This window comes from Ideonella flava (assembly GCF_051857595.1).
GTDB lineage: Bacteria > Pseudomonadota > Gammaproteobacteria > Burkholderiales > Burkholderiaceae_C > Ideonella.
On record NZ_JBPZHD010000001.1, the window covers coordinates 554543 to 576431 of the forward strand.

General features: G+C 69.6%; 15 protein-coding genes. 5 read left to right on the forward strand and 10 right to left on the reverse strand.

Annotated features, from left to right (window positions below; translation table 11 throughout):
* Positions 1 to 26: 26 nt before the first annotated feature.
* The 4 genes from ACS5PM_RS02495 to ACS5PM_RS02510 all read right to left on the reverse strand — a co-directional run bounded on the left by ACS5PM_RS02495 (position 27) and on the right by ACS5PM_RS02510 (position 10394).
* A complete protein-coding gene (locus ACS5PM_RS02495; RefSeq protein WP_439385067.1) occupies positions 27 to 2435 on the reverse strand; it encodes a protein kinase domain-containing protein in 2409 nt (802 codons plus the stop codon).
* Positions 2432 to 4273 carry a serine/threonine protein kinase gene (locus tag ACS5PM_RS02500; RefSeq protein WP_439385069.1) on the reverse strand — a complete coding sequence of 614 codons (1842 nt, stop codon included), beginning with the start codon at positions 4271 to 4273 and terminating at the stop codon, positions 2432 to 2434. The genes ACS5PM_RS02495 and ACS5PM_RS02500 overlap by 4 nt, the downstream gene beginning before the upstream one ends.
* A gap of 152 nt (positions 4274 to 4425) precedes the next feature.
* On the reverse strand, positions 4426 to 7749 hold the full coding sequence (locus tag ACS5PM_RS02505; protein WP_439385071.1) for a UvrD-helicase domain-containing protein: 3324 nt from the start codon (positions 7747 to 7749) through the stop codon (positions 4426 to 4428).
* A complete protein-coding gene (locus tag ACS5PM_RS02510) occupies positions 7746 to 10394 on the reverse strand; it encodes a PD-(D/E)XK nuclease family protein (RefSeq protein WP_439385073.1) in 2649 nt (882 codons plus the stop codon). The genes ACS5PM_RS02505 and ACS5PM_RS02510 overlap by 4 nt, the downstream gene beginning before the upstream one ends.
* Before the next feature lie 223 nt (positions 10395 to 10617).
* Here ACS5PM_RS02510 and trxA point away from each other — a divergent pair, with 223 nt between their 5' ends.
* The 5 genes from trxA to ACS5PM_RS02535 all read left to right on the forward strand — a co-directional run bounded on the left by trxA (position 10618) and on the right by ACS5PM_RS02535 (position 16404).
* Entirely contained in the window at positions 10618 to 10947 is a 330-nt protein-coding gene (gene trxA, locus ACS5PM_RS02515) for a thioredoxin TrxA (protein WP_439385075.1), read from the forward strand.
* Positions 10948 to 11200: 253 nt separating this feature from the next.
* Positions 11201 to 12466, forward strand: coding sequence for a transcription termination factor Rho (gene rho, locus ACS5PM_RS02520; RefSeq protein ID WP_439385077.1), 1266 nt, complete (start codon positions 11201 to 11203; stop codon positions 12464 to 12466).
* A gap of 84 nt (positions 12467 to 12550) precedes the next feature.
* Positions 12551 to 14269 (forward strand): cation:proton antiporter domain-containing protein, encoded by a 1719-nt coding sequence (locus ACS5PM_RS02525; protein ID WP_439385079.1) that lies wholly within the window; start codon positions 12551 to 12553, stop codon positions 14267 to 14269.
* Between the two features lie 112 nt (positions 14270 to 14381).
* A complete protein-coding gene (locus ACS5PM_RS02530) occupies positions 14382 to 14642 on the forward strand; it encodes a type B 50S ribosomal protein L31 (RefSeq protein WP_439385081.1) in 261 nt (86 codons plus the stop codon).
* 103 nt (positions 14643 to 14745) lie between these two features.
* Positions 14746 to 16404, forward strand: coding sequence for a hypothetical protein (locus tag ACS5PM_RS02535; protein WP_439385083.1), 1659 nt, complete (start codon positions 14746 to 14748; stop codon positions 16402 to 16404).
* Here ACS5PM_RS02535 and phoR read toward each other — a convergent pair.
* The 6 genes from phoR to pstC are packed head-to-tail and all read right to left on the reverse strand — an operon-like array spanning position 16386 to position 21861.
* Positions 16386 to 17729, reverse strand: a complete 1344-nt coding sequence (gene phoR / locus ACS5PM_RS02540) for a phosphate regulon sensor histidine kinase PhoR (RefSeq protein WP_439385085.1) — start codon at positions 17727 to 17729, stop codon at positions 16386 to 16388. The two genes, ACS5PM_RS02535 and phoR, sit on opposite strands and share 19 nt — an antisense overlap.
* Positions 17730 to 17741: 12 nt before the next feature.
* Positions 17742 to 18443 (reverse strand): phosphate regulon transcriptional regulator PhoB, encoded by a 702-nt coding sequence (gene phoB, locus ACS5PM_RS02545; RefSeq protein WP_439385087.1) that lies wholly within the window; start codon positions 18441 to 18443, stop codon positions 17742 to 17744.
* Between the two features lie 38 nt (positions 18444 to 18481).
* Positions 18482 to 19195: a phosphate signaling complex protein PhoU gene (gene phoU / locus ACS5PM_RS02550; RefSeq protein ID WP_439385089.1), complete on the reverse strand. Its 714-nt coding sequence runs from the start codon at positions 19193 to 19195 to the stop codon at positions 18482 to 18484.
* 23 nt (positions 19196 to 19218) lie between these two features.
* The gene (gene pstB, locus ACS5PM_RS02555) at positions 19219 to 20004 is read right to left on the reverse strand and encodes a phosphate ABC transporter ATP-binding protein PstB (protein WP_439385091.1); all 786 of its coding nucleotides are present in this window, start codon (positions 20002 to 20004) and stop codon (positions 19219 to 19221) included.
* A gap of 13 nt (positions 20005 to 20017) precedes the next feature.
* On the reverse strand, positions 20018 to 20887 hold the full coding sequence (gene pstA, locus ACS5PM_RS02560; RefSeq protein WP_439385093.1) for a phosphate ABC transporter permease PstA: 870 nt from the start codon (positions 20885 to 20887) through the stop codon (positions 20018 to 20020).
* Positions 20884 to 21861 (reverse strand): phosphate ABC transporter permease PstC, encoded by a 978-nt coding sequence (pstC, locus tag ACS5PM_RS02565; RefSeq protein ID WP_439385605.1) that lies wholly within the window; start codon positions 21859 to 21861, stop codon positions 20884 to 20886. Before pstC ends, pstA begins: the two co-directional genes overlap by 4 nt.
* Positions 21862 to 21889: the final 28 nt, after the last annotated feature.

Below are 21889 nucleotides of genomic sequence, written 5' to 3' on the forward strand. Positions count from 1 at the left end.
CCCGGTAGGGGGCGTGGGGGCTCCATTCAAGCGGACTTGAAGGCCATCACCGCCTGGTTGCGCAGCGTTCGCAGCAGGGAAAGCTCGCGTTCGCCGAAGTCGATGGCGGTGCCCGTACGGTCGGCATAAATGAGCGCGAACGAGGCGCTCTTGAGCATCAGTGGCAGCAGCAGAAAGCTCAGCGCCGGCGCGCCGCGGTACCAGGCCGGCAGCCGGGGCGCGAGGCTGGCGCTGCGGGCGTCCGCGATCATCGTGTCCGCACCCTTGAGGCATGCGGCCGCGAAGAGGTCGGCCGCCTGCGGGCCGCGGGCATCGATGCAGAAGCGCTTGGCCAAGGCTTCTGCGCCGTCGCCCAGACCGATGCGCCCGGTGAGCAGGCCGGACTTCGGATCGCGCAGGCAGAAAACGACCCGGTCGAAGCCTATGCCCTTGTGGATGGTGCCCAGGATGACCTGCAGCACTTCGTTGAGCTTGAAGCTGTCGGCCGCCATCGAGCTGGTCACCTCCGCGATGCCGGCCGAAAGCATGGCCTCGGCCTGCTCGTGGCTCGGCGTCTGCGGCGTCAGGACCAAGGTGTCGGCATCGCCCTGCGCCGCCGCAAGCGGGGCGGAAGCAACTGCAGCGGACGCAGCCGGCACCGGTGCGACGGGCTGCAAGGTGGCCAGCAGGCGGCGCGCCGGCGCCTTGGCCGGCGGCTCGATCTTCAGGGTCGCCGCCATCTCGGAAAGATGGACCCTTGCCAGCTTCAGCGCGGCGCCGAAATCCTCGGGCCGCAAGCCCAGCGCGCGGGCGTAGCGCTCGCCCAGCGCCAGCACACGGGAATCCGCCTGGGAAGGATCCGCTTCCATCAGCAGCTGCACCATCTCGGCCGACGCGCGAACACGCCAGCGCATCCGCTCGGTGGGCGCTTCGATCAGGCGGCCGGGGACGTCCTCGGTGGGCAGGCTCATCACCTTGCGCAGGCTGTCCGGCAAACCCCAGGACTGCGCCACGCCCAGGCCCAGGTCCTCGTAGCTCAGGCCCAGCACGTCGGCCGAGGCGCGTGTCTCGCTGGGCGCCTCGGCGCTCGACTGCCGCAGGCCGCTGGAGGCGATGCGCTGGCGCACTTGCACCGCCTCTTCGGGGAAGTAGTACTCGGCCAGCATGCGCCCCAGGTGGCTCATCATGCCGCCGAGGAAGGCCTCCTCCCGCTCGCGCGAGGGCGGCGAGAGCTGGTCGACCAGCGTGCCGGTCAGCAGGGCCTGCAGGAACAGCTCCTTCATGCGCAGGGCATGGGTCTGGTCCTTCATGTGCTCCAGCAGCACGACCGACAGCGCCATGTTGCGGATGCCGGCGAAGCCGATCAGCGCGGTGGCTCGCGAGACGGTGCTGATCTCGCCGGCGCCGACGTGGCGGAAATGCGCGGTGTTGACCAGGCGCAGCAGCTTCTGGGTGAGCGCCACGTCCTTCAGGATCTCGGACGACAGCGCCTGCAGGCTCTCGTTCTCGGACGCGGTGACTTTCTGGATGCGGGTGATCGAATCGGACAGCGCAGGGAAGTCGCCATGCAGGCGCATGCGGCGCAGGAGGAACTCGAGCGTCCCGTGGCCACCCGGTTGCGGGGCCGCATCGGGCGGCGTGAGCCAGCGGGCCAGCGCATCCCGGAACTCCGCCGCGCTCGCGAAGCGCGCTTCGGGCGCCCGGGCGGTGGCGCGCATGACCATGCTGCGCAGCTTGTCGTCCACGGCCACCTTGCCGGCGGGCCAGACCACGTCCAGCTCGATCGCCTCGCGCAAGGCCGCTTCGGCCGTCGACGGAATCGGCCGCAGATGGCCGCCCAGGAGCAGTTGGCCGAACATCATGCCGGCCGAGAAGACGTCCATCGCCGGCGTGGCGCGCTGGCCAGCGGCCGCCTCGGGCGAGATGTAGCCCGGCGTGCCGACGATTCGGCCGTCGTGCGCCTCCGCCAGCTTGGCGGCGATGCCGAAGTCCATCACCCGCGCCCGGCCGTCGCTGCCGACGAGGATGTTGGTCGGCTTCAGGTCGCGATGAACCACGCCGCGGGTATGGGCGAAGGCCAGCGCATCCAGCACCTCGCGCATCAGCTCGGCCGCCTCGCGCGCCGGCATGGGCCCGAGGCCCTTGATCTTCTCGGCCAGGGTCGGCCCGTCGACGCGCTCGAAGACGAGGAAGACGGCCTTGCCGTCCTGGTCCGCCTCGTAGACCGGCACGATGCCCGGGTGGGCGAGCGCGCTGGTGGCGCGCGCCTCGGTCAGCCACTCGCTGACCGCGTCGGCGCTCGCATCCGCATGGATGACCTTCACGGCCACTTCGCGCTGCAGCTTGGGATCCCAGCCGAGCCAGACCGTCGCCTGGGCGCCGCGGCCCAGCACACGCTGCAACTCGAAACGGCCGACGCGTTGCACTGCGGTTCGCGCAGCGGCAGCGACGCTCATGAAAGAGTCCCTTCAAGCGCCGCGGACCAGGGCCCGGCCGGCCGCTTGGGCGACGCGGCCGGCCGGGCCTGGCCATCGGCTGGTGCGGCTTCGGCCGGCGCCTGCCGCCGTGCGCCCTCGCCCTGCAACGCCTCCTGGATCTCCTTGCCGGTCAGGCCCAGCGGGCGAGCGTAGCGCTGCACCACGAGGTTGAGCGCCTTGGTCGCGCGGGCCGCGGGCAGCGTCATCGCGTCGATCAGGTCGTTGGCACAGGTGGCGGTGACGCGCAGGATGTCGGAGTCGGATTCAGGCGTGCGCACCGGCGCCGAGGGCGCGATGCGGCGGATCATCTGCTGCACCGAGTCGTCCAGGCCCCAGTGGCGTGCGACAGAGGCGCCGAGCGCCTCCATGTCGGCACCCAGCACTGCATACGAGGCGGCTTCGGCGCTCATGCCGGGCTCTTCCTTGGTCTCCGGCGGGGCCGACGCGTGCTTCTGCGGCAGCGTCACGACGGTCGGCTGCATCAGGCGGCGGATCTGGCCCGCCTCTTCGGGGAAGTGGTACTGCACCAGCAGCCGCCCCAGGTTCTGCAGCAGGGTGACGAGGAACACGACTTCGCCGTCATAGCCAGCCGGCACCAGGCGGGTCGCGACCCGGCCCGCGCGCTTGACGCGGCGGATGAGGGTCTCCATCTCCCCGGCCGCCTGCTCGTTCATCGGGCCGGGCCAGCGGCGCAGCGACAGGGCCGCGCGGCGCACGCCATCGAGCCCGACCATCGCGATCGCCCGGCGCAGCATCAGCACCGGGCCATCGCCGCCCACCTGGGCGTTGTTCACCATGCGCAGCAGCTCGAAGCTGAGCGCGATGTCCTCGAGCACCAGGTCGGCCAGGTCGCTGGTGCGGGCGCCTTCCATCAGGGCCATGTGGGCCGCGCGGTCGGCCGCGCCGGGCTGCGCCGGCAGCGTGCCGACCTGGCGCAGGCGATCCAGCAACAGGGCCAGCGGGCCGCCGTCCTGCTCGGTGCTGGTCTTGATCCAGCCTTCGAGTGCCCGTTGCAAGGTGCGGGCATTGAGGTAGCGGTGTCGCTCCTGGCGGTCGGTCGCCCGGTTGACGATGGCACGCAGCGGCTCAGGGATCGGACGCGGCACCGTCCACGGCAGGCGGACGAATTCGCTGCCCAGCGGAGGCATCCGCTCCATCACCTTGCCGACGTCGGGCTCGTCCAGCGCCGGCTGGCCGGCCAGGCACCAGTGGGCCACCAGGCCCAGCGCCAGCACGTCCTGGCCTGCGGCGTCGCGCACCGCGCGCAGCTCGTCGAGGCCGCCCGGCTGGGTGACCGAGGCGCGCGGCGCGGCGGCCACTTCCAGCCCCATCACGCGCACCCGGTGTTCATCGTCGACCAGCAGCCACCAGGGCTGCAGGTCATGGTGGGCGGCGCCCGCCTCGTGCGCGAAGGCCAGGCCTTGCGCGGCCTGGGCGACCCAATGGGCCAGCTCGGCACCGGACAGGCCTTGCGGACCCAGCCGTTCGGACCAGGTCACCGCGTTGCCGCGCTCGTAGACGACATACGGCCAGCGTTCGTGCTCGCCCACGTCGAGGGGCCGGGCCAGATTCGGGTGATTCAGGCGCGCCCCGCGCCGCACGGCCTGCTGCCACGAATGGCTCGCTTCGCCAGGCTGGGTGCGCGGCATGGCCAGCATCACCTCCTGCTGGTCGCGCGGATCCACGGCGAGCCACAGCATGCCGCGATCGCTCTTGCCGAGCAGGCGCAGCAGCTGGAAACGGCCGAACAGCCGCACCGCGCCGGCGGGGGCAGCGGTGCCACGGGATTCAGGAGGGTGCTGGGCAGGAGTGGCCATTCAAGCTGAACATCGGCTCAGCTCCGATTGAACCAAGCCGGAGCGATCCTCGGTGTGCGGAACTGCGGTCGAAAGCGTGATCATTTCGCGCTCTCACGCCGCGCCCGACCGCCTCGTGCCGGGGCGACCCCCGCCCCGGCCGCCCCAGCCGCTCAGGCCGGCTCGATCAGCTCGCCACGCGCGTTGATGAACGCTGCCCGCACAGGCTCCCCGGGCTGCAGCGACGCTACCGCCTGGCGGTAGCGAGCGAGCTGGATCCGGTTGTCCTCGTCGTCCTGGGGATGCGGCTCGAGCTTGTAGTCGAGGACCCACCAGGTGCGCGGCTCCAGCAGGTCGTTGCGGACGGCGACCAGGCGGTCGATGCGCAGGGCATCGCCGCCTTCGGCCACCGGCACCTCGTCGCCCGCCCAGACGATGCCGGGGCCGCGCAGAAATGGCGCGCAGGCGCGGCTGGCCCAGACCGCCTCGGCGGCGCGGCGCGCGAAGGCCGCCTCATCCGCCGACAGGCCGAACTCGGCCGCCGCGGCAGGCAGTGCCATCTCGAGCCAGGAGGCCAACTCGCCGTGCCGCGGGCCGGCCGGTGCAGTACTCCACTGCATCAGGCGGTGAAAGGCTTCGCCCATCAGCGTCGCGCGGGTGTCCGCGCCCGCGAGCAGTTGCGCGGGCACGGCGCGCGGCACCGCGGGCTCGCTGAACACCGGTGCGGGCCAGGCCACCACCTCGATCGCCTCGGCAGCCGCGGCGGCCGGCGGCACGGCGGCGGCGGGATTCCAGGGCTGCGCATGCGCCAGCAGCCGATCCCACCAGGCCGGGTCGGAGGCCTTGCGGCGCGGGTCGATGGACGACACCACCAGCCGGCGCCGGGCGCGCGTCATGGCCACATACAGGCCGTTCATCTCTTCGCGGGCCGACTCCGCATCCTCGGCCTCGCTCAACGGCCGCAAGGACGGCGCCAGGCGGGCCCACCGGCCGACGAAGGCAACGCGGGTGGGATGGCTGGCCTCCACCGGCCAGTCCACCAGCAGGCTGCCGGTCTCGGGGTTGCGCGCCTCGGGGTCGGTGTCCATCAGGAACACGACCTCCGCCTCCAGGCCCTTGGCGCCGTGCACGGTGAGCAACTGCACCGCGTCTTCCACCGCGGCCACGCTGCCGGTGAGCCAGCCGCTCTTGAGGGCGCGCACGAAGCGGTACGGCGTCGTGTAGCGGCCGCCGTCGAGGGCGAGCGTCTGCGCGATCAGGCTGTCGATCACTGCACGGGCATGGTCGCGCCGCTCGGGCGGTGCGGCGCGCAGCATGCGGGCGGCGATGTCGCCCTCGTGCAGGATGCGGTCGAGCAGGTCGTGCGGCGGCAGGACGTGCGCGGCGTCGGCCCATCGGGACAACAGTGCGGCAGCCCGGACGAGCGAAGCCGGCGCATCCGCCCCCGCCGACTGCAGCGCCGCCCACCAGCCGCCGCTGGCCGGGCCGCGAGATCGGGCGGCCAGCCACAGCAGCTCGTCGTCATCCGCACCGAACACCGGGCTTTTCAGTGCCTGGGCCAGGGAAAGGTCGTGGCCTGGCGAGGCCAGCGCGTCGATGAGCGCAACGAGGTCGCGCGCCTCCGGCTCGTCGGCCAGGCGCAGGTCCTCGGGGCGGACATGCGGGATGTGCAGCACGCGCAGTGCGTCGGCCAGGTGCCCGAGCACTTCGCGGCGGCGGGCGAGCACCTGGATCTCGCCGGGCCTGACCTGGCCCGCGGCCAGCAGCTCGGCGATGGCCGCCGCGACCTGGCGCGCCTCGGCCGCCGTGCGGCGCTCCTCCTCTTCCAGCCGCGGCTCGGTGAGGCTGTCCCGCCAGACCAGCGGCGCGTCGCGGTCCGCGCGCCCGCGCGACGGCGGCTTCGCCTCTCGGGGCAGCGAGAACACCCCGGGCAGCGGATCGCCGGGCGCCGCTTCGGCCGCGGTGGTGTGCGGGCGGAATCCCGCGTACTGCCCAGCCACCTGGGCTGCCGCGAACACCTCGTTCAGCGCGGCCAGCACGGCGGGCGCATTGCGGCGCGTGTGATCGCACGACAGGCGCCGCCCCGCGAGGGCTTCGGCCACGAACTCGCCGGCCGCGGCGAAGACGCGCGGCTCGGCGCGGCGGAAGCGGTAGATGCTCTGCTTGGGGTCGCCGACGATGAAGACGGACAAGGGCTCTCGCCCACTGAACCCGCCGCCGGCGCCGGCGTAACCCTCCAGCCAGGGCCGCAGTGCGTGCCACTGCAAGGGGCTGGTGTCCTGGAATTCGTCGATCAGCAGATGGCGCAGCCGCGCATCGAGCCGCTCCTGGATCCAGGCCGCCCAATCGCCCTCGCCCAGCAACTGCAGCGCGACGTGCTCCAGGTCGCCCATGTCGACCAGCCCGCGCTCGCGCTTGAGCGCCGCATACTCGGCCAGCAGCACGCGCACGAGGGGAATCAGGCGCTGCTGGTCCTCGTGCGCGTCGTGCTGCTTGAGCTGCTCGTCGATCTCGCTCAGGCAGTCGCTCAGCGCGGCGAACTCGGAAGGGACGTCCTTGAGCTTGCGCAGCTCACCTTCCTTCGTGTGCACCGCGAGCCAGGCGTGGGCGAAGGCTTGCCGAGGGTCGGACGCGGACAGGGCCAGCCGCAGTGCCATGGCGGATTCCAGGTGCTTCTTCTTGCCCGCCGTCCCTGCACGCTCGAGGGCCGCGGCGAGGTCGGACATCAGGTACTGCAGCGGCGCCCCGCCCCAGGCGTCCAGTGGATGGGCCAGGCCGGCGCAAACCGGAAAGTGGATCGACGCCGAAGGGATCGATCCCTCCAGCACGCCCGCCGCGTCCGCGCGCTCGATCTCGCTGCGGCGGCTCCACGCGGTCTCCAGCCAACGCTGGACGGTGGAGCGCCCCTGGCGCGCGACCAGCGCGTGATAGTGGACGCGCAAGCCCTCGTCTGCAGCGACCCGGCGCTGGAAGCGGCGCATCAGCTCGGGGCCCAGCTCCGCCGGATCCTCGATCAGGCCCATGCCGGGGGACAGGCCGAGCTCGCCCAGGACCTCCAGCGGTGCCATGCGCAGCAATTGCGCGAACCAGGCGTGAAAGGTGCGCACCTGCACCGTTCGGCCACTGGCCAGCACGTGCTCGTGCAGTTGGCCCAGCGCCGGGGCCAGGCGCTCGGCCTCGGCTGCAACCAGCCCTCGGTCGACCAGGGCCTGAACGCGCTTGGGGTGATCGCTGCGGGCATCGGAGAACTCGGCCAGCCAGCCGGCGAGGCGCTCGCGCATTTCGCCGGCGGCCTTGCGGGTGAAGGTGATGGCCAGGATCTGCTGCGGCTCGACGCCATCGAGCAAGGCCCGCAGGATGCGCGACACCAGCATCCAGGTCTTGCCCGCGCCTGCGCAAGCCTCGACCACCACGCTCTGGCGCGGATCGCAGGCGGTGGCGTAGAAGTCGCCGCGCTGCGCAGGCGCTCCGTCGATGCGGTAGGCGGGGGACGTCATCCTGCAGTCTCGTCCTCAGCGGCCCAATGGTCGCGACGGCAAAGTCCCCGCGCTTCACAGTGATCGCACAGCGCCCCCTGCCCCAGCGCCTGCAGGGGCTCGCCGGCCCGCAGGCGCTGCAGTTCCTCGCCCAGGCGCTGCACCAGCATCACGGCCGTCTCGCCGACTTGCGCATGCGGCAGCTCCACGGGCGAGAGGCGATCGTCCAGCGCCAGGTAACTGGCGGCGATGGAGCTCGCCGGGGCGTCGTCGGCCAGCAGGGCGGCATAGAAAGCCAGTTGCGTGTCCTCGCTGCGATCGACCAGGTGCTCCTTCAGCGTTGCCACGCTGCCCGTCTTGTAGTCCAGCACCTGCACGCCGCCTTCGGCATGACGGTCTATGCGATCGAGGCGCCCGCGCAGGGCCATGCCACCCAGCTCGGGCGGCAGGATGCGGCGATCCACCTCGCCCTCGGCCCATCGCCAGCCTTCGGCCTCGCGCCCGTGCAGCCAGCGCAAGTAGGGCTCGACGAGGGCCTCGAAGCTGGCCAGGTAGGGCAGCAGCTCGCCTTCCGGGTGGGGCGATTCATCCTGTTCGTCACGCGCGGCGGCGCGCAGCCTTTCGCGATCGGCCTCGAGGTCGGTCGTCGGCGTTCGCCCGAGATGGAATCGCCAAAGCACTGCGTGCAGCCAGTTGCCGTAGTCGCGCTTGGCGAGCATGCGGTCGAGCTCGTCCGCCTCGCCCAGGCCGAGGATCACACGGCTGAAGAAGCGGTACGGGCAGGCGCGCAAGGCCTCTACCGCGCTGGCGCTCAGGCTGTCCGGCCAACGCGTGGTGGCCCGTGGCAGCGGCGGCCTCACGGGCTCGGGTGCAACGCGACGCGTGGGCAATGCGCGTGAGACGCTCGGCAGGTCTCGCGCGCCCTCGGGTGCGGCCCGCCATGCCAGGCGCAGTCGCTCGACCAGTGCGCTCGCACCCAGCACTTCGCTGCCCTCGGCCACGCGGCGCAACAGCGTCACGCGCGGCTGGCGCAGGACCTGTGCGAAGGCCAGCGCCTCGCGCTCTCGTTGCGCGGACAAGCCCTCCAGACCGAGCGTTTCCGCCAACGCCGGCGTGACGAGTTCGGCCTTGGGTTCGGAGGCGCCAAGCCTGCGTTCGTCCGTGCCCGGGAAGACCACCGCGCTGAACGGCCGCAGCATGGCTCGGGCGAGCGGCGTGATGACCACCGGAGCCTTCGCGTCGTGCGGCGGCACGAAGCTCGCCTCGGCCAGCACTTCGTCGACCCAGGTGACGAAATCGTCCAGGGTCATTGCCACCTGTCGGGCCAGGGCCTGCCAGGCCCCCGCGGGAACGGGGTCCATCCGCAGGGCCGACAGCACCGCGCGGCCGGCGGCATCGTCACGCCAGCGCGCCGCTTCGAGCGGCTCGCCCAGGCACAGGTCCGCCAACTGCTCGAGCCAGGCGGCAAGGGCCTGCCGCCGCTCGATCAACAAGGGGCCGAGGCGAGCCTGGGCATCCGCCCACAGCGCTTCGGCTTCGGCCTGCGAAGACTCGGGCACCCGGCGCCCACGCCAGCGGGCCTCGAGCGCGGCCAGGGCGCGTGGCCGCGCGAGTCCGAGCGGGTCGTCCTTCAGCCAGTCCAGTCGCTGGTCGGCCGCAGTCGACTCCGCGCGGCCCGGCCTGAGCCCCTGGGCCGCTCGCAGCAGGGTCATCAGGCGCGCGGCGGCGCGCGTGGTCGCCAGGCGCCATCCCGTGTCGTCCACCACCGCAACGCCGAAACGCTCCAGCAAGGCCCTCACTCGCCGCACCGCCTCCCGGTCCTGCGCTATCAGGGCGACCGGATCGGCAGGCGCTTGCGCCAACTCCTCGAGGACCTGCGCACAGGCCGCCTGGGCCTCGCTTTCGGCATCGGCGCACAGGCACTCGGCAGGCGGCGCCTGCAGCCCGATCGACATCGCGAACAACGCATCGCGCGGCGGGTCGGCGTCGAGCACCAGGCAGGGCGTCCCGCGCGCCGCCGCTTCGGCCAGGATGGATTCGGCCAGCGGATCCCGCCCGCCGGCCCGCAAGAGCAGCCATGCCGAGGGGCGCAATTCGCGGAGCTCATCGGCGTCCGCCGTGGCCGCGCTCGCGGCCCACTCCAGTGCGATCCTGGCGAGCAGCCGCTCATCGCCGCCCGGGCCCTGTCCGCCGGACAGGGATCGCCGCGCCTGATCCCACCAGGCGGATCGCTCGGACGCGGGACGGCAAGCCGCCGCCTCCTGCATCGATTGCGCACAACGCACGAGTGCATCGACCCCTTCGCGAAAGGCCCGACGGTCATCCTGCGCCCAGGCCGCGCCGGCGGGTTGCTCGCGCAGCCACTGGGCTGCCTGCAATCGGTTCAGCACCGGATCGAAGCCGGGCCCGCCTGCGCTCACGCGTGGGCCCAGCTGCGCGCGCAGCGTCGCCAGCGTTTCCACCCTCGGTTGCCAGCCCCCAAGGCGGCTCCAGGCGCGCCGCGCCACCGGCATCAACGCCGAGTACGGCAGCAGCCAGATTGCATCGCGCAGGTCGATCTGGCGCTGTTCGGCCCATTGGCGGGCGCCACCGGCGGCCGCCAGCCACCATGCCGCGTCGGTGGGGCCGGCCGGCAAGCCGGCGATCGTGGGCGTTGAGGAATGCATGGATGGGAAGCGGTGTCCAAGCACCCGCCTGTAGCAGGGGTGCCGGGAGACCGGAGGCGGCGGCCCGACGGTCTTTATGTCAGAATCATTGTGCCCGGCTCAGAACGGGCAACATGGCCGGCGCAGCCTCTTGAAAGTGACCCGCGTCGCCCCCATCTGAGGGTCGCAGCGTCGCCAGCGACGCGGCCTTCCACTGGCCCCAGGCCACCCCCGAGGACTCTTCATGAGCAGCGAATTGATCAAGCACATCTCCGATGCCTCGTTCGAGGCCGATGTCCTGAAGTCCGACAAACCCGTCCTGGTCGACTACTGGGCCGAATGGTGCGGACCGTGCAAGATGATCGCGCCCATGCTGGACGAGACCGCCAAGGAATATGGCGATCGCCTGCAGATTGCCAAGATGAACGTGGACGACAACCGTGACGTTCCGGCCAAGTTCGGCATCCGCGGCATCCCGACCCTGATGTTGTTCAAGGGCGGGCAGCTCGCCGCCACCAAGGTCGGCGCCCTGTCGAAAGCCCAATTGACCGCCTTCCTCGACGGCCATCTATAATCGCGTCTGACGCATCGGTGGCGGCGGCCTCACCGGCCCCCGCTCCGGTGCTAGCGAATCAGCTTCCAGGCCACGGCGCCCCGGTCTACAACCGGTAAATCGCGCCGGTTCCAGGCCTCAGCTTCCCGAATCCTCACGTTCGAATCGCGGCTGGCGATCCCGGGTGCTGGTGAATACCGGCCACGGCGCCTGACCGAAACAGCCCGGCGCAAGGGATGCGCGCGCGGTTACCTTCCCCCAAGGGTGTTTGCCGATGCATCTGTCAGAACTCAAGGCGCTTCACGTTTCCGCCCTCATCCAAATGGGCGAGGAGCTGGAGATCGACAACGTCTCGCGCCTGCGCAAGCAGGAGCTGATGTTCGCGATCATGAAGAAGCGCGCCAAGGCCGGCGAACAGGTCTTCGGCGACGGCGTGCTCGAGGTGCTGCCGGATGGCTTCGGCTTCCTGCGCTCGATCGACACCAGCTACATGGCGTCCACCGACGACATCTACCTCTCGCCCAGCCAGATCCGCCGCTTCAACCTGCACACCGGCGACCTGATCGAAGGCGAGGTGCGTGTTCCCAAGGACGGCGAGCGCTACTTCGCGCTCGTCAAGGTCGACCGCGTGAACGGCCTGACGCCCGAGGAGAACAAGCACAAGATCATGTTCGAGAACCTGACGCCGCTCTTCCCGAAAGAGCCGTTCAAGCTCGAGCGTGAAGGGTTCAAGGGCGAAGAGAACATCACCGGCCGGATCGTCGACCTGATCGCGCCCATAGGCAAAGGCCAGCGCGCACTGCTCGTCGCCCAGCCCAAGACCGGCAAGACGGTGATGATGCAGCACCTCGCGCACGCGATCGTCGCCAACCACCCCGACGTGCACCTCATCGTCCTGCTGGTCGACGAGCGCCCCGAGGAAGTGACCGAGATGCTGCGCACCGTGCGTGGCGAGGTCATCAGCTCCACCTTCGACGAGCCGGCCGCCCGCCACGTGCAGGTGGCCGAGATGGTGATCGAGCGCGCCAAGCGCCTCGTCGAGCTGAGGAAGGACGTGGTCATCCTGCTCGACTCCATCACCCGCCTGGCCCGCGCGTACAACAACGTGCTGCCGAGCTCCGGCAAGGTGCTGACCGGCGGCGTGGATGCCAATGCCCTGCAGCGTCCGAAGCGCTTCTTCGGCGCCGCGCGCAACGTCGAGGAAGGCGGCTCGCTGACCATCATCGGCACGGCGCTGATCGACACCGGCAGCCGCATGGACGAGGTGATCTACGAGGAGTTCAAGGGCACCGGCAACTGCGAAATCCACCTGGATCGCCGCATGGCCGAGAAGCGCGTCTACCCGTCCATCCTCATCAACAAGTCCGGCACCCGCCGCGAAGAGCTGCTGCTGAAGCCGGAGATCCTGCAAAAGACCTGGATCCTGCGCAAGCTGCTCTACCCGATGGACGAGATCGAGGCGATGGAGTTCATCCTCGACAAGATGAAGTCGAGCAAGAACAACCTCGACTTCTTCGACATGATGCGTCGAGGCGGCTGAGCCCCGCGGCCGGAGCCCGCCCCGGACATCATGACCAGACAGCCCGCGATGCGGGCTGTTTGCTTTCCAGCGAGGACACCAGGCATGCCCCATTCCGTCAGCCTCATCACGACCCTGGCCGCGGGCTTCGGCCTCGCCCTCGTGCTGGGCTTCATCGCCGTGCGCCTGAGGTTGCCCGCGCTCGTGGGCTACCTGCTGGCCGGCGTGGCCATCGGACCGGCGACGCCAGGCTTCGTGGCCGACGGCGCGATCGCCGCCCAGCTGGCCGAGATCGGCGTGATGCTCCTGATGTTCGGCGTCGGCCTGCACTTCTCCGTCGCCGACCTGCTGGCCGTTCGACGAGTGGCGCTGCCAGGGGCCATTGCGCAGATGCTGGTCGCCACGGCCATGGGCGCCGGCGTCGCCACCCTGTGGGGCTGGCCCCTCGGTGGCGCGCTCATCTTCGGCCTCTCACTGTCCGTGGCCAGCACCGTGGTCCTGCTCAAGGCGCTGGAAAGCCGGGGCCTGCTGGATTCGGCGGACGGGCGCATCGCGATCGGCTGGCTGGTGGTCGAGGACCTGGCCATGGTGCTCGTGCTCGTCTTGCTGCCTGCATTGGCGCCCCTGCTGGGAGGCGACGAAGCATCGCCCGCCTCCGACCGCGGCCTGCTGGCAACGCTGGCCATCACGCTCGGGCAGGTCGCCGCCTTCGTGGCCTTCATGCTCATCGTCGGCAGACGCCTGTTCCCCTGGGTGCTGTGGCAGGTCACCAAGACCGGATCGCGCGAGCTCTTCACGTTGTGCGTGGTGGCAGCGGCGGTGAGCATCGCCTACGGCTCTTCGGCCCTGTTCGGCATTTCGTTCGCGCTCGGCGCGTTCTTCGCCGGCATGGTGCTGCGCGAATCCGAATTCAGCCAACGTGCCGCCGAGCAGACCCTGCCTCTGCAGGACGCCTTCGCCGTGCTGTTCTTCGTCTCCGTGGGCATGTTGTTCGACCCGGCGGTGTTGATCGAGCAGCCGCTGCAGGTGCTGGCCACCGTCGCGATCATCATGCTCGGCAAGTCGCTCGCCGCAGCCGGGCTGGTTCTCGTCTTGCGCTACCCGGTTCGCACGGCGCTCGCCGCATCTGCCAGCCTGGCCCAGATCGGCGAGTTCTCCTTCATCCTCGCCGGCCTGGGGCTGTCGCTCGGGCTGCTGCCGCGCGAAGGCCAGAGCCTGATCGTGGCGGGCGCGCTCATCTCCATCGCGCTCAATCCACTGGCTTTCCGCATCGCCGACATCGCGCACGCCTGGCTGCAAGAGCGGCCCCGCCTGGCCAACCGTCTGGAACCGGCCGAGGATCCTCTCGCCGCCCTGCCGATGTCGACCGAGGCGAAGTACCTGTCGAACCAGGTCGTGCTCGTGGGCTGGGGCCGAGTGGGCAAGCGCATCGCCGACGCGCTCTCGGCCGAAGGCGTGCCCTTCGTCGTCGCGGAGCAGAACCGCGATGCCGTCGAGCGCCTGCGCGCGCTAGGGCACGCCGCCGTGTGGGGCGACGCCACGGAGCCGGAGGTGCTCGTGCAGGCCCACATCAAGGACGCCAGGGCCCTGGCGATCGCGACGCCCGACACCGTCCACGTGCGAAAGATGGTGGATGCGGCCCGGGCGCTGAATCCCCAGATCCACGTCGTCGTGCGCAGCCACAACGCCGAGGAAGCAGAGCTGCTGCGCCGGGACGGTGCCGGCACGGTCCTGGTGGGCGAGCACGAATTGGCACTCGGAATGACCCGGCACGTGCTCTCGGTGGTCGACGCCCGGGCCGGGGCCAAGGCTCATGCCCTATAATCCAATGTTTTCCCGCTTTGGGAAGCAATCCGCTTGGTAAGTGCGCGTATCGCCGGTTCAACCGGTATCAGGGCGCGTGGCTGCCGACACCACTGCAGCGAGAGGTTTGCGCATGAAAGAAGGCATCCATCCCAACTACCGCGACGTCTGCTTCGTCGACCTGTCCAACGGCTTCAAGTTCGTCACGCGCTCCTGCGCGCAGACCCGCGAAACCGTGAAGATGGATGACGGGCGCGAACTGCCGCTGTTCAAGCTGGAAACCACCAGCGAATCGCACCCGTTCTACACCGGCCAGCAAAAGAGCGTGGACACCCTGGGCGGCCGCGTCGAGAAGTTCCGCAACAAGTTCGCGCGCGTCGGCATCAAGAAGTGATCCGGCGTTTGACGCCACCGCACGAAAGGCAGCCCCGGCTGCCTTTTTTCTTTTTTGCATTCGCCCGGGCCGAGCTTGATGCCGGCTTGGCATGATCCCAGCCGTGGATTCGCCCCAGCCCACCCCTGCCCTCGTCACGCAGCGCGCCGCCGAGCGGCTACCCCGCCTGGCCCTGTTGTTGTTCTGCGCGGCCTACCTGTTGCCGGGCCTGTTCGGGCGCGACCCCTGGCGCGGTGCCGACGTCACGGCCTTCGGCACCATGCTCGGCATGGCCGAGGGCCGCACGTCCTGGTGGGCTCCGACACTCGGCGACCTGCCCCCGGAGACAGCCCTGCTCCCGCACGCGCTCGGCGCGCTGGTCATCAAGTTGCTGACGCCGGCGATGGACCCCGCCCTGGCCGCCCGACTGGCTTTCGGCGCCCTGCTCGCCCTCACCCTGGTGTTGGTCTGGTACGCCACGTTCCACCTGGCCCGCACTGAAGCGGCCCAGCCCATTCCCTTCGCGTTCGGCGGAGAGGCCGATCCCGTCGACTATGCGCGTGCACTGGCGGATGGCGCCCTGCTGGCCATCATCGCAACCCTCGGGTTGCTGCAGCTGGGGCACGAGACCACGCCGGAGCTGATGCAGCTCAGTGAGGTGACGCTGCTGCTGTGGGCCCTGGCGGCCGCGCCGTACCGATCGATCGCGGTGCGCGCCGCGCTGCTGCTGGCACTGCCCGCGCTGGCCACCAGCGGCGCGCCCAGCATGGCCATGGCCCTGGGCGTGCTCGCCCTGGTCGTCACCCTTCGCTCCAGTTATGCCGAGGTCCGCTCGCTATGGCCCTGGCTGCTGGCCTCTGTGGCGTTGGCGATCGCGGCCGCCAGCGCACTGGGCGCCTGGCAACCGCGCCTGGCAGCGCCCAACGCCGCAGGGACATTGCGGCTGCTGCTGTGGTTCCCGTGGCCCGTGTGGCCGCTTTCGCTGTGGACGCTCTGGCGCTGGCGCCGCCATTGGCTGCGCCGTCACATCGCGGTGCCGCTGGCGACCGTGATCGTGGGCGTGGTCAGTGCATTGGCGATGGGAGGCTCGGAGCGGGCATTGATGCTGGCGCTTCCCGGCATGGCCGTCATGGCGGCCTTCGCCCTGCCCACGCTCAAGCGCAGCGCCGCCGCGGCGATCGACTGGTTCTCGGTCTTCTTCTTCAGCCTGGCCGCGCTCACGGTATGGGTCATCTACCTGTCGATGCAGACCGGCGTGCCGGCCAAGCCGATGGCCAACATCCTGCGGCTTGCGCCGGGCTTCTCGCCCCGCTTCTCCTCCATCGAGCTCGTGGCCGCGGCGCTAGGAACGCTGGCCTGGCTCTGGCTGGTTCGCTGGCGCACCTCGCGTCACCGTCACCCCTTGTGGAAGAGCCTTGTGCTCTCCGCCAGCGGCGTAGCCCTGAGCTGGCTCCTGACGATGACCTTGTTGCTGCCAGCGCTGGATTACGCACGCAGTCCGCGCACGCTGGTTGCGCTGGTGGACAGGCACGTGCCGGCCGGCGCGTGCGTGCTCGCGCCTGGCATGACACGCGCCAACGTGGCGGCGCTGGAAGTCTTTGGCAAGCACCGCGTCGTGACCCAGCCGGAGCGCGACGTGCCGCCCGACTGCACCCGTCATCTGCTCGTCGCCTGGCGCGGTAGCACCCTGCCGGCAGCACCCGCCGGATGGAAGCTCGAAGTGCAGCTGCGGCGCCCCGGCGAGCGCAGCGACCAGATGCTGATCTACCAACCGGTGCCCTGAGCCGCCGCGCTCAGGACAGGCAGGCGCACGCGGGCCGGCGGAAGCATCAGCGTGAAGCGAGATCCTTCGCCGACGGTGCTTTCGATCAGCAGCTCGCCCCCATGGCGCTGCGCCACGTGCTTGACGATGGCCAGCCCAAGCCCCGTGCCGCCGGTATCGCGCGACCGGCTGCCGTCGACCCGGTAGAAGCGCTCGGTCAGCCGCGGCAGGTGCTCGGCGGCGATGCCGGGCCCGGTGTCACGGACCGAGATCTCGCCGGCGCCGTCATGCCGTTGACCCCAGCTCACCTCGACCGTCCCGCCGTCAGGCGTGTAGCGCACCGCGTTGCTGACGAGGTTGGTCACCGCGCTGAGGAGCTCCGCCTCGTTGCCGGCCAGCTCGATGCCCTGGCCCCAGTCGAAGGCCAGGCGATGCCGGCCGGCGGACAAGCCGCGCGCGTCGAGCTCGACGGCGGCCCCCAGGCGCGCCAGCGGCAGCCAGGAGTCTGCCGCCGGCCGTGGGCTGCCCTCCAGCCGGGCGAGGGTCAACAGGTCTCCGACGAGCGATTGCATGCGGTGCGCCTGTTGCGCCATCAAGGCCAGGACCCGCTTGCGCTCGACTTCGGACAACGGAAGATTGGTCAGGGTCTCGACGAAGCCGGCGACCACGGTCAGGGGCGTGCGGATCTCGTGCGACACGTTGGCCACGAAGTCGCGCCTCATCGCGTCGGCCCGCTCCCGCTCGGTGATGTCCTGCGTCAACAGCAGACGCTGTCCCTCGCCATACGGTCTCACGATGACCGACAGCAAACCCCGGCCGGCCGGGTGCGGAATCTGGACGGGCTGCTCGAAGGCGCGGGCTTGCAACATGGCGACGAACGCCGGAGCGCGGACGAGGTTGGTCACGCGCTGACGGAGGTCGCGTTGGCGATCCAACCCCAGATGTTCCGCGGCCAGCTGATTGCACCATTCGATCTGCTCACTGGCGTCCAGCAGCATCACGCCGTTGGGCGAGGCCTCGATGGCGGTCAAAAATTGCGCCAGCCGCTCGCGTTCGGCCTCGGCCTGCCGCTCGCGCGAGCGCAGCGCCCGCTCGATGCGGCTGCCCAGTTCGCCCCAGAAGCCGGCCATGGCGGGCGAGGCTTCGTGCGCCCCGACACTGAGCCATCGCAGGACCCGGCGGCCCATCAGCACGTCGCGAATGAGCAGCAGCACCACGCCGATCAGTGCGCCTGCCAACGCGCCGCGCACGGTGTAACCCTGCGCAGCGCCGAGGGCGTGGCCGATGAATCCACCGCCGAGCGCGAGGCTCAGCGCAAAGAGCACGCGCCACCAGATCCAGGCCATGTTCTGGAAGCGTCAGGCGGCCGACGCGATCGCTTGCTGGGTGAAGCGATAACCGGCGCCACGGACGGTTTCGATCATGCTGGCGCATTGGGCCGGCAACAAGGCCTCGCGCAGCCGCTTGACGTGGACGTCGACGGTGCGCTCCTCGATGAAGACGTGGTCTCCCCAGACCCGGTCGAGCAACTGGGCGCGGCTGTGCACGCGCTCCGGATGGGTCATGAAGAAGTGCAGCAGGCGGAATTCGGTGGGGCCGAGCTTCAACTCGATGCCCGCCCGACTGACCCGCCGCGTCGAGGGGTCGAGCTTCAGCCCGGCCATCTCGACCGCGGAGTCGAGCGCTTCGGGGACGCGGCGACGCAGCACGGCACGAATCCGGGCCAGCAGTTCCTGGGTCGAGAACGGCTTGGTGAGATAGTCGTCCGCGCCGGCGTCCAGGCCTGACACCTTGTCTGCCTCGTCGGCCCGCGCGGTGAGCATGATGATGGGCAACTCGCGCGTGCGCGCATCGCCCCGCCAGCGGCGTGCCAGCGCGACGCCGGATTGGCCCGGCAGCATCCAGTCCAGCAGCACCAGGTCGGGCAGCACCGCATCCACGGCCACCATGGCCTGGTCGGCGTTCTCGGCCAGCGTCACCTCGAAGCCGGCATGGCGCAGGTTGATCGCGACCAGTTCGGCGATCGCCGATTCGTCTTCAACGACGAGCACGGTGGGCATGTCAGGCGTTCCCTTCGTTCATCACAGCCGATGCCAACTCAGTTGCGTGTCAGCGCGATCGTCTCGACCGCCTCGACGCTGTTGTGCCGCACGTCCTGCCCCTTGACGATGTAGATGATCTGCTCGGCCAGGTTCTTGGCGTGGTCGCCCACCCGCTCGATGGCCTTGGCCACGAACACCAGGTCGATGCTGGCCGAGATGGTGCGCGGGTCTTCCATCATGTAGGTGATGAGCTTGCGCATCAGGCCGTCGAACTCGGCGTCGATCTGGTTGTCGTTCTTGATCACGTCCAGCGCCTGGACCGTGTCCAGCCGGGCGAATGCATCCAGCGCCTTTCGCAGCGAGGCGGTGGCCAGAGACGCTTCGAACGAGACGTCGCCCACGGGCAGCCGCAGCCGGCTGAAGACGCCGGTGTTGATCAGGCGCTGCACGGTGCGGGCGATGCGGGCGGCTTCGTCGCCCACCCGCTCCAGGTTGCCGATGGTCTTGCTGATGGCGATCAGCAGCCGCAGGTCGCGGGCCGTCGGCTGACGGCGGGCGATGATCGCCGACAGGTCGGCATCTATGTCGACCTCGAGCTGGTTGACCCGCTCTTCCATCTGCAGCACCTGGGTGGCCGTCTCGGCGCTGTAGTTCGTCAGCGCGTAGATGGCCTGCGCCACCTGGGCCTCGACCAGGCCGCCCATTTCGAGCACTCGCGTCGAGACCCCGCTCAACTCGGTGTCGAACTGGGTGGAGAGATGCTTGTCCATCTTTGCTTCCTTCTTCTGGAGCGTCAGCCGAAGCGGCCGGTGATGTAGTCCTCGGTGTCCTTCTTCTGCGGCTTCATGAAGAGGTCGCGCGTCGGGCCGAATTCGATGAGGTCACCCAGGTACATGTAGGCGGTGTAGTCCGAAACGCGGGCCGCCTGTTGCATGTTGTGGGTGACGATGACCACGGTGTAGTCGCTCTTGAGCTCGTGGATCAGTTCCTCGACCTTGCCGGTGGAGATCGGATCCAGCGCCGAACAGGGTTCGTCGAGCAGCAGCACCTCGGGCTTGATCGCGATGCCGCGGGCTATGCAAAGGCGCTGCTGCTGGCCTCCGGACAGGCCCGAGCCGCTCTGGCCCAGCTTGTCCTTGACCTCGTTCCACAGCGCCGACTTCTTCAGCGCCCACTCGACGCGCTCGTCCATCTCGACGCGGGAAAGATTCTCGAACAGGCGCACGCCGAAGGCGATGTTGTCGTAGATCGACATCGGGAACGGCGTGGGCTTCTGGAAGACCATGCCGACCTTGGCGCGGATCAGCGACACGTCGAGTTTGCGGTCCAGCACGTTCTCGCCGTCGACCAGGATCTGGCCCTCGGCGCGCTGTTCGGGATAGAGCTCGAACATGCGGTTGAAGGTGCGCAGCAGCGTCGACTTGCCGCAACCCGAGGGACCGATGAAGGCCGTCACCTTCTTCTCCGGAATGTCCAGATCGATGTGCTTCAGGGCGTGGAAGCTGCCGTAGTAGAAGTTCAGGTCGCGCACGGCGATCTTGGCCTTCCCGGCCACCGGGGATCCGACTTTGGCGTCCATTGTGAAAAGGCCTTCAGTGCTTGTTGCGGAACAGTACGCGCGCCAGGATGTTCAGCGCGAGCACGCCCAGGGTGATGAGGAAGACGCCCGCCCAGGCCAGCTTCTGCCAGTTCTCGTACGGGCTCATCGCGAACTCGAAGATGACCTTCGGCAGGCTGGCCATGGGCCGGCTGAGGTCAGTCGACCAGAACTGGTTGTTCAAGGACGTGAAGAGCAAGGGCGCCGTCTCGCCCGCCACGCGGGCCAGTGCGAGAAGAACACCGGTCACCACACCAGCCCGGGCGGCTTTCAAGGTGATCGAGAGGATGACCTTCCACTTCGGCGTCCCCAGTGCATAGGCCGCTTCGCGCAAGGCGTTGGGCACCAGCACCAGCATGTTCTCGGTCGTGCGGATCACGACCGGAATGACGATCAGGGACAGTGCCATGACACCCGCCCAGCCGGAGTACGACTTGAAGCGGGAAACCACCACGCCATAGACGAACAGGCCGATGACGATGGAAGGCGCAGACAGCAGGATGTCGTTGATGAACTGCGTCGTGCGGCCGAGCCAGCTGCGCTGCCCGTATTCGGCGAGATAGATCCCGGCCATGACGCCGATGGGGGTGCCGATCAGGGTGGCCAGCGACACCATCATCACCGAGCCGTAGATCGCGTTGGCCAGGCCACCCGTCTCTGCCTGCGGAGGCGGTGTCGCCTCGGTGAAGACCTGCAGGCTGATGCCGCCGAAGCCTCGGACCACGGTCTCGTAGAGGATCCAGATCAGCCAGACCACCCCGAAGGCCATCGCCGCCAGCGAGAGCGTCAGGGCGATGACGTTGGTGCGTTTGCGGCGGCGGTGAATCGCCAGCCGAGCGGTGTCGAGCGCAGTCAGGGAACTCATGTCTTGCTCCCCTCGTTTTTCTTCAACTGGGCCAGCAGGAGCTTGGAAAAGGCCAGCACGACGAAGGTGATGAAGAACAGCACCAGCCCCAGGTAGATGAGCGACGCCTGGTGCAGTCCCTCCCCGGCCTCGGCGAACTCGTTGGCCAGGGCCGACGTGATGCTGTTCGCGGGCTCGAAAAGCGAGATCGAATTGAGCTGGTTGGCATTGCCGATCAGGAACGTCACCGCCATCGTCTCGCCGAGCGCGCGCCCCAGCCCCAGCATGATCCCGCCGACCACGCCGGTCTTGGTGAACGGCAGCACCACGTTCCAGACCACCTCCCACGTGGTGGAGCCAAGACCGTAGGCCGATTCCTTCAGCAAAGCAGGCGTGACCTCGAAGACGTCACGCATCACCGACGCGATGAACGGAATGATCATGATGGCGAGGATGATCCCGGCGGACAGCAGGCCGATGCCCACCGGCGGGCCGGCGAAAAGCGCCCCGAGGACAGGGACCCCTTTGAACAGGTGCTGAAGCGGCTGCTGCACGTAGGTGGCCAGCAGCGGGCCGAAGACGAGCAGCCCCCACATGCCGTAGACGATGGACGGCACGGCCGCCAGCAACTCGATCGCCACGCCCAGCGGACGCTTCAGCCACTGCGGAGAGAGTTCGGTCAGGAACAGCGCGATACCGAAACTCACCGGAACCGCGATGATCAATGCGATCAGCGAGGTCATCAGCGTGCCGTAGATCATGACCAGGCCGCCGTAGCGATCCTGCACCGGATCCCACTCGCTGCGCCAGAGGAAGGACAGGCCGTACTCCTTGATCGCCGGCGCCGCTCCGGCGATCAGCGACAGGAGGATGCCGAGCAGCAGTGCCAGCGTCAGCCAGGCCGCGCCGTGCGCCGCCAGCGCGAACACCCGGTCGGCCCAGGGGGCACGCACGCTGCGGCCACCCGGCCGCCCGGCCGGGGCCGATCGTTCCATGGTCAGGTCGTGGGCAGTGGGGCTGGCG